The organism is Streptomyces sp. NRRL F-2580, from assembly GCF_000720115.1.
Lineage (GTDB): Bacteria > Actinomycetota > Actinomycetes > Streptomycetales > Streptomycetaceae > Streptomyces.
This window is the reverse complement of the sequence record NZ_JOIR01000013.1, coordinates 252,884-264,539: the sequence shown is the minus strand read 5'-3', so window position 1 is coordinate 264,539 and position 11,656 is coordinate 252,884. Positions and strand designations below refer to the sequence as shown.

Sequence of the window (11,656 nt, the reverse complement as noted above, 5' to 3'; positions counted from 1 at the left end):
AGCGAGGCCGCCGCCCTGCTGCGCCACCCCGACCTCCTCGAAGGCATCGCCGAGCTGCACCGCTCCCACCTCCTGCAACGGCTGAACGTCCACGGCGCCCGCCTGCCGTAAAGCCCCCCGAAGCCGCCGGACAGCGAGGTCGCCCGGTCAATGGACGACCACGAACACCGTGTGAGTCCCGCGCGTGCGTCATGTCGGCCTCCCCCGCTCGTAGGGTCGGGGCATGACCGAGAACGAGATCAAGCTCAAGGCCATTGCCGCGCTGACCGCTCTGCGCGGGGGAGTCGAGGAGGGCCTCGTCTCCGAACTGCTGGGGGAGACGATTCCCGAGCAGTTCGCGGTCCCGGCCGGCGCCTCTGCGGAAGAGGTCGGTGGCGCCGTCCTGGATCAGCTGGCTGCCCCGCTGAGCGCTCTGGTGAGCGGTTTCATCGCCGCATTCGAAGCGGTCGCCGACGCGTACGACGCGACGGGCTTCGAGCCCGAGACCGAGCTGATTCTCCAGGAACTGGCCCTCCGCCTCGCTCGGGACGACTCAGAGTGACGGATGTTGGAGCCACCGCGATCAGGCGGTGGGGGGTTTCTTCGCCGTGGCAGGATCGGCGAGGGCGCTGCCCGCGGCCAGCGGGAGGGTCGCTCCGGCGCGTATGAAGTGGATTACCTCGTCGTGCAGGGCGCGGCTCGCGGCCTCGCTGGGACACGCGAGGGGGCTTCCCGCGAGCTCGAGCCAGTCGGACGCGCCGCTGTATTGGACCGTTACGTGTGCCAGCCCGTCGGCCTCGGTCCAGGTGGTGTGGACGTCGAGTTCACCGGTCATCGCAGGGCCTGCCTCGCGGGTCCTGACCCCGTCCCGGCCGGCGAAGACCCCGCGGGTCGTCCATGATGCCCAGCTCATGCGACCTCCCTGGTAGCCGCTGTCCTGCCAGTGTGCACGCGTCGGCGGCCGTCTGCCCCCGCAGGCGGGACGTCCCAGCTCCGAGTGGCGCGGGGGTCATGCGCACCGGCGGGGTGCGGGGGGTGCGAGCGGCCGACGGGTTCACGCGTTGCGTTGGTCCCGGGTGTCCTGGCGGAGGCGATCGGTGTGCCGGGTCACGGCGTCGATGCCGTCGGCGCGTTCGATGTCCTCGGGCCGCAGGTGGGGGCGTGTGTCGGTGAGCGGCTTGACGAGGCGGCCCGCGTCGTTGTCGCGAGGGCCTGGTTCAACTCGCCGATGGCGCCGATGGCGCCGATGGCGGTGTCCGGCAGTCCGGAGAGGGAAGTGACCTGGCCCGCGAGCCGACGCAGGCAGGCCGCGCGATCGCGGGCCCAGGCGCTCACGGTGCAGTCGGCGGCGCGCGAGTCGCGCGCCGGCTGGACGCGCTGCTCACAGGTGCTGCCGGCCGTGCCCGGGCGCAGCCGGAGGTAGCGGAGTTCCGCCGCCCGACGGCTGGCGACCCCGAGGGGACCGGCGAGCTCGGCCCAGCTCGCACCTCGGCCGCGGGCGTTCTCGATCAGGACGCATTCCCCGTCGGCGAGCTGCTCGCGGACCTCGCGGAGCATCAGGAGGGCGGCGAGTGCCGGGTGCGGTCCGATCTCGGACGGGGACGCGTCCCACGCCGCTCCCGCGGGTGGTCGCGGGGCGTCCCCGCACGGCCTGGGTGACGAGGACGTGTTCGCCTTCGACCTCCCTGGCGTCGGCAACTATGCGATCGACATCGACGTCGACGTCGACGTCGAGCGGAGCATGCTGACCGTGAAGGCCGAGCGCCGGCCCACGCGCAAGTCCGACGCAGCGACCTCTCGGCGTCTTCTCCCGCCAGATCATGTCGGCCGACTACGACGCGGGTGTCCTGACCCTGCGCATCCCGATCGCCGAGCGGGCCAAGCCCCGCAAGGTCTGCGTCGGCGGCACCGGGGACCACAAGCAGATCTCCAACTGTCCGCCCCCGGGCGAAGCACCGGGGTGACCCGCGGCGCATCCGGTCGTACCCCCGGGCGGGACCGGCTCGTTGACCCGGCATGGAACTGCCGACCATCGCGGCGCCGGGCGTCGGGGAACGGGCCGACGCCGTGGCCGATGCCGCCTGCCACCTCTACGACACCATCGCGCCCTGGGGCTTCGCCGCGCCCAGAGGGTGGAGTCGGACCGCGGCCGAGGACGCTGCCGAGGCGATCGAGACCACTGCCCACGCCCTCGCGTCCATCGACCCCGGCGCCGAGGTGGTCCTCGCGCCCGTTCACGCCGCCCTCGCCGACCTCCGCCGCTGGCTCGGCCTCGCCTCCGCCGACGTGGCCACCGGCGATGGGCTCCCGGCGGCCCCGCGTACGGTCGGGAACCCGCGCCGGACCCGCTGGGTGCGGGTGCTCACCGCACCTTCGCCCCGGCAACCGCCTTCTCGTACAACTTCCTGATGTCCGCGCCGAAGTAGGAGCTGTACGAGGTGTCGGCGGTGTCCCCGCCCGTCTTCCAGCCGCCGATGACCCCCACCACGTCGCCGGTTCCCGTCTGCCCGTCGAAGCGGAGCAGGAACGGGCCGCCGCTGGTCCCCCCGGGATAGCCGGTGCAGTCGATGCGCAGGAACGATCCGGGGATCCGCGCGTCCTTGCTCGTGAACTTCGTCGTCTTGTTCACGCACAGGCGCGGACGGGCGGCGGAGGACGGGTACCCGATCAGCGACACCTTCGCGTGCGCGTAACCGGCGCCGGTGACCAGCCGGTTCCCGCCGACCACGTCCTGCACCGAGAATCCGCGGGAGTCCGGGCCCACTTGGGCGAAGGCCACGTCGAGGGCGGCGGCGCGGTCGGGGCCCTGGGAGCGGTAGCGCGGGTCGATCCAGATCCTGGAGCGCCCGGCCGCGTCCCGCAGTACGGGGAACATGCCGTACGGCTGCGGCTTCGCGCGGGTGTACCGCGGTACGAAGGCCACCTGCTGGGTGTCCGAGCCGAGCAGGCAGTGGGCCGCGCTGAGCACGAGGTTGTGGCCGGGGGAGGCGACCACGCTCGCGGTGCAGAAGTAGGACCCGCCGTTCTTGACGAGGAACATCCGGCCGACCACCGGGATGCCGTCGAAGTTCTGCCCGATGCCGGGGTCGGTGGCCGGCACCCGGGGGACGGCGGGACGGGCGGGAGCGGGAAGCAGCGACGGCTTGGGCGTCGGCGTCGGCGTCGGTTTCGGAACGGGCGTCGGTGTCGGCGTCGGTGTCGGAGTGGGCGTAGGCGTGGGCGTGGGCGGGGGCGTGGGAGTCGAGGGGGCCGGGACGGGGACGAGGGGGGACGGGGAGGCGGACGGGGGCACGGACGGCTCCGCCGTGCCCGGGGTCGCGTCCGGTAGCGGGACCGCGATCGGCGCCGGGAGCGGGACCGCGATCGGCGTCGGGGTCGGCGTCGGGGCTGGCGTTCCGGCCGGCGTCGGCTCCGTAGGTTCCGTAGGTTCCGTAGGTTCGAGCGGTTCGAGCGGATCCAATGGCGCGGGGGGTTCCGACGGGGGCTCGGGCGCCGGGGGTTCGGGCGGCTCCGGTGTCACGGGGGGCAGCGGGGCAGCGGCGGCCATCCGCTCGGCCGTCCAGAAGGACTCGGCCTCGTGGGCGGACCAGCGGCCCGCGCTCGCCGCGGCGGTGCTCCCGGCCTCGGCCACGGGCAGCGGCCCTCCGGGCACCAGCAGGGCGGCCGCCAGCGCGGCAAACATCACCATACGTCGCATTCCGGACACTCCCTAAACGGCTTGGGGGAAACGGAAGAGCCGGTCCGGGTCGTAGGCACGCCGGACCTCCTGCAGGCGGGCGAGGTTCGGGCCGTAGTAGGCCTCGCGCCAGCCGGTGAGCTTCGGGTCGGTGTAGTTCTGGTAGGCGCGGCCGCTCGTCCAGGGGCGCAGGTCCTGCCAGAGCCCGTCGAGCCAGGCCTCGTGCCGGGCGACCTCGGCGGCCGGCGCGGACTCGGGCCAGTGGACGAGGTACTGGGCAAGGAAGGCGCTGTCACGGTGCGCGAAGGCCGTTTCCGCGACCGCGACCCGGTTCAGCGCGCCGCCGCAGACTCCGTCGAACTGCACCACCGCCAGGCCGCCCCGGGGGAGGCCGGCCTCGGACCCGTAGCGGCGGACCGCGTCCAGGACCGTGCCGATCGCCGAGTCGGGCAGCCCGGCGCCCGTCCAGAAGTCGGAGCGGGCGGCGTAGGAGTGCCGGTCGAGCCGGCCCTGCGGGTCCCGGCCGGGCAGGTTGCCCGGCAGCCGGCACTGCGCCGCGGTCAGGTCCAGACAGCCCGACATGGCCCGCAGGGTGTCCGCGTGACTGCGCACGACGGTCCAGTCGTCCCGCGGGGGTCCGCCGACCAGGTCGGACAGTCGGGTCAACTGCCGTTCCAGCTCCCCGCGTCCGTCGAGGCACACCACCCGGACCGCCGGCGGCGCCGGAACCCCGGAACCGGAACCGGGGCCGGTACCCGCGTCGGCGCCGGCTTCGACCGTGAACTCCACCTGGCTCCAGAACGGGTCGGGCAGCCCGGCCAGCCAGCGCTGCCATCCGCGCAGCACGTCCGCGGAGTCGTCGCCGGGCCAGTGGAGTTCGGCGAAGGCGCAGTCCCGGGGAGCCGCGTGCGTACGGAAACGGAACTCGGTGACCACGCCGAAATTGCCGCCCCCGCCGCCGCGCAGGGCCCAGAAGAGGTCCGGATCCCGATCGGCGGCCACCTCGCGCACGCGCCCGTCGGGGGTGACCACGCGGGCCCCCGTGAGCCGGTCCGCGGTGGTCCCGTACGCCCGCGAGGCCAGCCCCAGGCCGCCGCCGAGGGTGAGCCCGGCGATCCCGACGGACGGGCACAGCCCGGTCGGGACGGCCAGGCCCCGCCCGGCGAGGGCGGCGTGCACGTCCCCGAGCCGGGCTCCCGCGCCGATCCGTACGCCGTCCCCCTCGACGGCCACGCCCGCCATGGCCCCGGTGTCGACGACCAGCGCCCCGGCGCGCGTGGACCAGCCGGCGTAGCCGTGCCCGCCGCCGCGCGGGACGACGGCCGCGCCGGAGCGGCGGGCGAAGTCCAGGCAGACGGCCACGTCCGCGGCGTGCGCGGGGTAGGCCACAGCGGCGGGTGCGACGGCGTCGTAGCGGGGCTGGAACAGCCGGCGGGCCTCGGCGTAGTCCCGGTCGCCGGGGAGCACCACCCGTCCGTCGATCCCGCGGGCGAGCGCCCCGTAGTCCGGGCCCCGGGCGGCAGCGCCGACGGTGGCGAGGATCGCCGCGGCGGCGCTGCCGAGGACTTGGCGGCGATGGAGGCTCATACCTCCTTCCTGCCACCGCCCGCCCCGATCACCGTGAAGGCGGGCCCACACACACCGGGCAGCCCCCCGAACGGCTCATGGCCGAAACGGTTCGGCTTGTCGTATGGACGGACCGGCCCGATCGACGGCACCCGGCCGGATCCGAAGGAGACGGCCCTTAGGCTGCGCCCATGCCCCTCGTCGACATCAGCGCGCACACCGGTGACTTCAACGCCGATCCGTACCCCTTCTACGCCGCGCTGCGCACCGCCGGCCCCGTCCACGAAGTGGTGCTGGGCGGTGAGCGGTCGTGGCTGGTCGTCGGCCACGAGGAGGCCCGGCAGGCCCTGAACCACCCGGACCTGTCGAAGAACTGGTTCGGCACCGGGCTGTCGGGGGACGCACCGGTCCCGGCCGTCGCCACGAGCATGCTGGACGCGGACCCGCCCCACCACACGCGGCTGCGCGGCCTGGTGGCGCGGGAGTTCACGGCCCGCCGGATCGAGTCGCTGCGTCCCCGCGTCCGGCAGATCACCGGCGAGCTGCTCGACGAGATGGCGGCCCGTCCCGACCGGCGGGCCGACCTGATCCGGTCCTTCGCGGTACCGCTGCCGATGACCGTGATCTGCGAACTCCTCGGCGTGCCCGGCCTGGACCGCGCCCGGTTCCGCTACTGGTCGAACGAGATCGTCGCCCCGCTCGACGGGGTCGCCGCGGACGGCCGGGTCCTGGAGCAGATGACCGCGTACCTCTTCGAACTCGTCGCGGCCAAGGCCGCGGACCCCGGCGATGACCTGCTCAGCGCCCTGATCCGCACCCGTGACGAGGACGGCGACAGGCTCTCCCCGGACGAGCTGATCGGGATGGCCTTCCTGCTGCTGGTCGCGGGCCACGAGACCACCGTGAACCTGATCGGCAACGGAGTACGGGCCCTGCTCGCCCACCCCGACCAGCTCGCCGCCCTGCGCGCGGACCCGGACGGCCTCATCGACGGCGCCGTGGAGGAGATGCTGCGCTACGACGGCCCGGTCCAGCACGCCACCTACCGCTTCGCCCGCACCGGCCTGGAGCTGGGCGGCACCCTGATCCCCGCCGGTTCCTCGGTCCTGGTCGCCCTCGCCGCGGCGGACCGCGACCCGGCCCGCTTCGCGCGGCCCGGACCCGACGTGTTCGACATCCGCCGCCCCGGCCCGGGTCACCTCGCCTTCGGCCACGGCATCCACTTCTGCCTCGGCGCGCCGCTCGCCCGGATGGAGGGCCGCATCGCGATCCGGGCCCTGCTGGAGCGCTTCCCGGAACTGGCCGAGGATCCGGACGCGGGTCCGCGTGACTGGCTCCCCGGCATGCTGATGCGGGGCGTGACCCGGCTGCCGCTGCGCTGGTGAAGGAGAGGGGCCGCCGGTCAACCGGCGGGCCCCCAGGGGCGGATCAGCCCTTGCGCGCCAGTAGGAAGCCCTGCGGGGAGTTCTCGCGGGGGTCCGGCCCGCGGACGAGCCGAGCCACCTCGGTCAGCCCGGCCCCGGCCAGCAGGTCCGCGACGAGGTCGGGCGGCGTCCAGTACACGTCGAGCTCGACCGGATGCCCGTACGCGTGTTCCAGCCGGATCCTCTCGTCGCCGGCCTTGAAGGCGATCAGGACGTGGCCGCCCGGCGCCAGCACCCGGGCGAACTCCGCGAACACCACGGGCAGTTCCGCGGGCGGGGTGTGCACGGTGGAGTACCAGGCCAGCACCCCGCCCAGTACCCCGTCGGCCACGTCCAGGGCGGTCATCGAACCCACCTCGAACCGCAGGCCCGGGTAGGTCCGGCGGGCCACCGCCACCATCGCCGGGGACAGGTCGACGCCGAAGGCCCGTACGCCGAGCCCGTCCAGATGCGCCGTCACCCGGCCCGGGCCGCAGCCCAGGTCGGCGACCGCCCGGCCACCGCGGCCCTCGTCACCGCGCACGCCGTCGCCGCGCACGTACTCGGCGAAGGCCGCCAGCATGGCCCGGTCCAGTGGCTTCCGGGCCAGTTCCGTGCCGACCAGCCGGGCGTATTCGACGGCGACGGCGTCGTAGGACGCTCTCACCGAGGTCAGGTCCGAGGTCTCCGTCATACCCCTGGACAGTAGCCGCCCGGATCCGTCTGGGGGACCCCCGCCTGCGGTGCTCCGGATCACCCTCCGGCCAGCGGATTGGGCAGTTCGGCCCACTGGTCGCCGGGAACGCCGGGGCTCAGCCGCATCAGGGTGAGCGCCTTGGTGGGCAGCGGCCCGGTCCGCAGGGCCTCGGTGTCGGCGGTCGCCGGCAGCGTGGCGACCTCGGCGAGTGCCTCGGCGAAGGCGCCGGCCGAGCCCGCCGTGGCGCCGAGCGCCCCCGTCAGCAGGGACCCGAACAACTTGCGCCGCAGCACGGTCACGTCGTCGGTGATCAGCCTGCCGGACAGGGGCGGCACCGGCAGGCCGTGCCGGGCGAGCCGGGCCGGGCTGATCCGGATGTCGGCGAGGTCGCGGTAGACCAGCCGCAGCGGGGCCCCGGTGGGGGAGAGGACGACGAGGAGGTTCTGGCCGTGGGCCTCCAGGGCCACCCCCAGCTCCAGCACCCGCAGGCACACCGACAGCGCGAGTCGGGCGAAGTCGGCCCGCCAGGCCGCCGAGCGCGCCGGCGGGAACGAGGCCAGGGCCGCCACCGGCAGCACCCGCTCACCGGCGGCGGCGTCCGCGTGGACCTCCGGCGGCTCCCGCAGCACGGCCGCCAGGTCCGGGGTGTGCGCGGTCGCCGCGCCCAGGGTGCGGGTGATGTGCAGCCGGCCGTCGAGCCGCTCGGACAGGCCCTGGGCGAAGGCGGACACGGCCGCCGCCGTCTCCACGGAGTAGACCGAGATGTCCCGTACGGAGGAGGTCAGCCGGGCGCTCAGCGCGGTCTTCACGTGCGGGCCGCCGTCGGCGGGCGCCAGCGTGCGCAGGGCCATCAGCGGGTGCGCCGCGAATCCGGGCCGCACCCGCTCGTGCCGCAGTACGTGCGCCGCCTGCCACGGGTGCACCGGGACCAGGATCCGCCCCGCGTCCCGCAGCGGCTCCGGCCAGTCGCCGGTGACCAGGCACTTCTCAGCCGGTACGGCGACCAGCCCGAGCTCCACCACCGGGCGGTGCTCGGGGGCGTACGCCAGCTGCTCGGCCACCGAGAAGCCCGGCCGGGACCGACAGTTCGGGTGGTACGGATGACCGTCGACGACCCGCTGCTCCCACTCCCAGGTGGCCAGCGGGGCGCGATCCTCCCCGGCGGCAGGCTGTCCGGCCCGGGAGAGCGCCAGGGAGGCCGTACTGGCGTCGAGCTCGGCGGCGAACTCCTTCCCGTGCGCCACGCCCAGCGCCGTGACCAGGGCCGCGGCCTGCCCGTAGGCCCTGCCGTCGAGCAGCAGTTCGCTCACGTACGGCTCGGTCGCGTACGGATCCGGCAGCGGGCCCTCCAGCCGCGCGCCACCCGCCAGCAGGAGCGCCAGGCCGTCCGGCCCGCGCTCCCGGCCCACGACCCACGGCAGCGGTTCGAAGGCCAGCGCCCGCCACAGCCGGGTCAGCACGGCCGCCCGGGCGCCGCTCAGCGCGGCGGTGTACCCGGGGATGAGCCGGGGGCGCGCACCGGCCAGTTCGGCGGCGACGGCCTCTTCGGCCGGCGAGTGGGGAAAGTACATGGTGGGCTCCGGCATCGGAATATCGCTTTACGGGATGATCAAGTAATCATTGCGGATACCGACGATCACGACCGGTGGTTACGCCTGGCGAACCTCCGGCGCACCGGATGGACCGAATGGAACCAGTGGACCTCAACGCCGCCGCCGACGCGTACGCCGCCACCCCGCTCCTGAACTGCCTGCTGCGGGAGACGGCCGATGCCGTCGAGCCTGCCGGGCCCGCCCGGCCCGGCGGCGGCCCCGCCGAGGCCCACGGCGCGGGCACGGGGGCGGGCGTCGAAGTCCACCGGCTGCGCGGCAGCGGCCGGCTGCTCCGGGTGCGCGGCGGGCGCCGGCCGGTCTGCCCCGAACTGCGGACGGCCGACGGCTGGCACCCGCTCAGCCACACCGAACTGGTCAAACTCGTCTCCGACGAACTGGGCCGGTTCACCGGCGTCCCCAACGACGAGCTCCCCGTCGAGATCACCGACAGCCGTGACGCGATCGCGGCGCTGCTGGCCGCCCGCGCCGAGGCCGAGCCCCCACGGGACCCGTACGTCCTCTCCGAGCAGTCCCTGGTGATGGGCCACCCGCACCACCCCGCCCCCAAGGCCCGCGGCGGGGCACCGGCCGGGAGCTGGCTGCCGTACGCGCCCGAAGCCCATGCCCGCTTCCCGCTGGTCTTCCTCGGGCTGCGCGAGGACCAGGTCGCCGAGGAGGGCGGCCCGGCCGCGTCCGACGCGATCGACTCCCTGGCCGACGCGCTCGACGCGCCGCGCGCCCCGGCCGGCTACCGGCTGCTGCCCGCCCACCCCTGGCAGCTCGACCTGGTGGGAGAGCGGCCCGCGGTGCGCGAGGCCTTCGCCGACGGACGGCTGCTGCGGCTCGGGCGGAGCCGCCGGCCGGCCTGGCCCACCGCCTCGATCCGGACCCTGTACGTACCGGAAGCGGCGGCCGACCTCTTCGTGAAGTTCAGCCTCGACGTCCGGATCACCAACGACGTGCGCCGGCTGTGGCGGCACGACCTGCTGAAACTGCGCCGCACCGACGCGGCCGTCGAAGCCGGTTTCGCCGCGCTGCGCCGGACCGGCTCGGCGGCGGCCTGGCTGGCCGACCGCGGCTACCGCACCGCCTCCTTCGCCTTCGAGGAGCTCGCCGTCCTGGTCCGCGACGGCCTGCACGCCCACACCGTGCCCGGGGCCACGCCGCTGCTGGCCGCCGCGCTCGCCGAGGGCCACGCCGGAAGCCCGTCGGCCGGGGCCGGCGACCCGGCCCGCTGGTGGCGGGCGTACCTGCGCCAGGTGGTGCCACCCGTGCTGGAACTGTTCGCACGCCACGGTGTCGTGCTGGAGGCCCACCTCCAGAACACCCTGGTCGCCGTCGACGCAGAGGGCATGCCGGTGCAGGCCCTCTTCCGCGACGCGGAAGGGGTGAAGTTGCTGCCGGACCTGCCGCGTTCGGACGCCTGGCAGCGCCTGGTCTACTGCCTGGTCGTCAACCACCTGGCGGAGATCGCGGGTGCGCTGGCGGGACGGTATCCGGACATCTCGCCGCTCCTGTGGCCGGCCGTACGGGAGGAGTTCCGGCGCTACGAGGCCACGCGCGGGCTCCCCGAGATCGCGGAGCTGCTCACCGCCCCGGCCCTGCCGGCCAAGACCAACCTGCTGCTGCGCTGGACGCGGGCCGACGGCGCGGACGCCCGCTACCTGCCCCTGCCCAACCCGCTGCGGGAGTAGGAGGGAGCAGGGGGCGTCCTGCCGGACGGGCCGGTTGCGTGCGGAACCGGCCAAGGCGGGCCGGGTTCCCGGATCCCCTCTCACCTAAAGGTATAGACCAATGCTAGGTTGGTCGGGCAGACCGCGCAGTCCTTGACCACCCGTCAGAGGAGAAGCCATGCCCTCCCCTTCGCGGGGCGGCGGCCCGGCCGCCACGCCCAAGTACCAGCGGATCGCCGCAGCGCTGCGCCGCGATCTCGAGCGCGCCGCACGCACCCCCGGCGGCAGACTGCCCTCCGAGCGCAGCCTGGCCGCCCGTTACGAGGTCAACCGGCAGACGATCCGGGCCGCCCTCCAGCATCTGCGCGAGGACGGCCTGGTCGTCACCGGCCGCCGCGGCACCCGGCCCGCAGTCACCGCCGTGGTCGGGCCCGCAGTCACCGCCGTGGTCGGGCCCGCTGCTCCCGGTGGCGGGCCCGCGGTCGAGCCGGCGGCGGTCCGGCCCGCCTCCGCCGTGCCCGCCCCCACCCTGAGCTGGCTCACGCTCGTCACCGTCCCGCCCTCGCTCGCCGGGCTGCTCGGCATGGCCGGCGGGGAGCGCACCCTGGTCCATCACCACCGCGAACGCGGCCCGGCCGGCGAGACCCTTCGGGACGCCGTCACGTACTTCAGTCCGGGCGTCGTCGCGCGCGACCCCGAGCTGGCCGGCTACCGTGGCCGGGGGGTGACGCTCCGCGACGACGACCTGGCCCCGGTGCGGCGCTGGCTCGACCGCGCCGCGGCGGGCGGCCGGGTCGCCGAGACCATCACCATGACCCGCACCACCCACCCGCCGGCCGTCTCCCCGGCCTGCGGCCTCACCGTGCGCCGCACCCTGCACGGCCGCTCCGGCCGGCTGCTGGCCGTCACCGACCTGGCCTTCCCCACGTGGGACCGGCTGACCTTCCACCGCGACCGCCGCGACCCCGCGGCGACCGGCTTCCGCGTTACGTAGGTCACGCCCCGGGCCGCCCGGCGCCGGTCCATCCGCCGGACGCACGATGTGGGCTCGGACACTCCGCGGGCGGGGG

General features: G+C 75.0%; 10 protein-coding genes and 2 pseudogenes. 6 read left to right on the top strand and 6 right to left on the bottom strand.

Features of this window, described 5'->3' with window-relative positions:
• The first annotated feature begins 223 nt into the window (after positions 1-223).
• Complete coding sequence (locus IF88_RS0117445) at positions 224-541, top strand: hypothetical protein (RefSeq protein ID WP_030712447.1); 318 nt, start codon at positions 224-226, stop codon at positions 539-541.
• 21 nt (positions 542-562) lie between these two features.
• On the opposite strand, the gene IF88_RS0117440 is transcribed toward IF88_RS0117445, so the two are convergent.
• Both IF88_RS0117440 and IF88_RS40440 read right to left on the bottom strand, forming a co-directional pair.
• Positions 563-892, bottom strand: a complete 330-nt coding sequence (locus tag IF88_RS0117440; protein ID WP_051837066.1) for a hypothetical protein — start codon at positions 890-892, stop codon at positions 563-565.
• Positions 893-1,033: 141 nt separating this feature from the next.
• Positions 1,034-1,677: pseudogene (locus IF88_RS40440) on the bottom strand (HSP18 transcriptional regulator).
• On the opposite strand from IF88_RS40440, the pseudogene IF88_RS40435 reads away from it, so the two are divergent.
• Together IF88_RS40435 and IF88_RS42115 are read left to right on the top strand one after the other, a co-directional pair.
• Positions 1,634-1,943, top strand: a pseudogene (locus tag IF88_RS40435) (Hsp20/alpha crystallin family protein); the annotation flags it as partial. The pseudogenes IF88_RS40440 and IF88_RS40435 overlap by 44 nt on opposite strands.
• A 52-nt stretch (positions 1,944-1,995) precedes the next feature.
• Positions 1,996-2,388 (top strand): hypothetical protein, encoded by a 393-nt coding sequence (locus IF88_RS42115; protein ID WP_051837065.1) that lies wholly within the window; start codon positions 1,996-1,998, stop codon positions 2,386-2,388.
• On the opposite strand, the gene IF88_RS46555 is transcribed toward IF88_RS42115, so the two are convergent.
• Both IF88_RS46555 and IF88_RS0117415 read right to left on the bottom strand, forming a co-directional pair.
• Positions 2,342-3,676 carry a trypsin-like peptidase domain-containing protein gene (locus IF88_RS46555; RefSeq protein WP_158754431.1) on the bottom strand — a complete coding sequence of 445 codons (1,335 nt, stop codon included), beginning with the start codon at positions 3,674-3,676 and terminating at the stop codon, positions 2,342-2,344. The two genes, IF88_RS42115 and IF88_RS46555, sit on opposite strands and share 47 nt — an antisense overlap.
• Positions 3,677-3,688: 12 nt before the next feature.
• Positions 3,689-5,242 (bottom strand): FAD-binding oxidoreductase, encoded by a 1,554-nt coding sequence (locus tag IF88_RS0117415; protein ID WP_051837060.1) that lies wholly within the window; start codon positions 5,240-5,242, stop codon positions 3,689-3,691.
• A gap of 170 nt (positions 5,243-5,412) precedes the next feature.
• Between IF88_RS0117415 and IF88_RS0117410 the strand changes: the two genes are divergently transcribed.
• The gene (locus IF88_RS0117410; protein WP_030712432.1) at positions 5,413-6,606 is read left to right on the top strand and encodes a cytochrome P450 family protein; all 1,194 of its coding nucleotides are present in this window, start codon (positions 5,413-5,415) and stop codon (positions 6,604-6,606) included.
• A 43-nt stretch (positions 6,607-6,649) separates the two neighbouring features.
• Here the strand turns inward: IF88_RS0117410 and IF88_RS0117405 are convergent, their stop codons facing one another.
• Positions 6,650-7,318, bottom strand: coding sequence for a class I SAM-dependent methyltransferase (locus IF88_RS0117405; RefSeq protein WP_030712429.1), 669 nt, complete (start codon positions 7,316-7,318; stop codon positions 6,650-6,652).
• 59 nt (positions 7,319-7,377) lie between these two features.
• Positions 7,378-8,892 carry an IucA/IucC family protein gene (locus IF88_RS0117400; RefSeq protein WP_030712427.1) on the bottom strand — a complete coding sequence of 505 codons (1,515 nt, stop codon included), beginning with the start codon at positions 8,890-8,892 and terminating at the stop codon, positions 7,378-7,380.
• A gap of 107 nt (positions 8,893-8,999) precedes the next feature.
• On the opposite strand from IF88_RS0117400, the gene IF88_RS0117395 reads away from it, so the two are divergent.
• Both IF88_RS0117395 and IF88_RS40415 read left to right on the top strand, forming a co-directional pair.
• Positions 9,000-10,607: an IucA/IucC family protein gene (locus IF88_RS0117395; RefSeq protein WP_030712425.1), complete on the top strand. Its 1,608-nt coding sequence runs from the start codon at positions 9,000-9,002 to the stop codon at positions 10,605-10,607.
• A gap of 157 nt (positions 10,608-10,764) precedes the next feature.
• Positions 10,765-11,580, top strand: a complete 816-nt coding sequence (locus tag IF88_RS40415; protein WP_051837058.1) for a GntR family transcriptional regulator — start codon at positions 10,765-10,767, stop codon at positions 11,578-11,580.
• Positions 11,581-11,656: the final 76 nt, after the last annotated feature.

Bases quoted from the DNA above. Each gene is read 5' to 3' on its own strand.
- IF88_RS0117405 (WP_030712429.1), bottom strand. From the start codon at position 7,318: ATGACGGAGACCTCGGACCTGACCTCGGTGAGAGCGTCCTACGACGCC.
- IF88_RS46555 (WP_158754431.1), bottom strand. From the start codon at position 3,676: ATGCGACGTATGGTGATGTTTGCCGCGCTGGCGGCCGCCCTGCTGGTG.
- IF88_RS0117415 (WP_051837060.1), bottom strand. From the start codon at position 5,242: ATGAGCCTCCATCGCCGCCAAGTCCTCGGCAGCGCCGCCGCGGCGATC.
- IF88_RS0117395 (WP_030712425.1), top strand. From the start codon at position 9,000: ATGGACCGAATGGAACCAGTGGACCTCAACGCCGCCGCCGACGCGTAC.
- IF88_RS40415 (WP_051837058.1), top strand. From the start codon at position 10,765: ATGCCCTCCCCTTCGCGGGGCGGCGGCCCGGCCGCCACGCCCAAGTAC.
- IF88_RS0117440 (WP_051837066.1), bottom strand. From the start codon at position 892: ATGAGCTGGGCATCATGGACGACCCGCGGGGTCTTCGCCGGCCGGGAC.
- IF88_RS0117410 (WP_030712432.1), top strand. From the start codon at position 5,413: ATGCCCCTCGTCGACATCAGCGCGCACACCGGTGACTTCAACGCCGAT.
- IF88_RS0117445 (WP_030712447.1), top strand. From the start codon at position 224: ATGACCGAGAACGAGATCAAGCTCAAGGCCATTGCCGCGCTGACCGCT.
- IF88_RS42115 (WP_051837065.1), top strand. From the start codon at position 1,996: ATGGAACTGCCGACCATCGCGGCGCCGGGCGTCGGGGAACGGGCCGAC.
- IF88_RS0117400 (WP_030712427.1), bottom strand. From the start codon at position 8,892: ATGTACTTTCCCCACTCGCCGGCCGAAGAGGCCGTCGCCGCCGAACTG.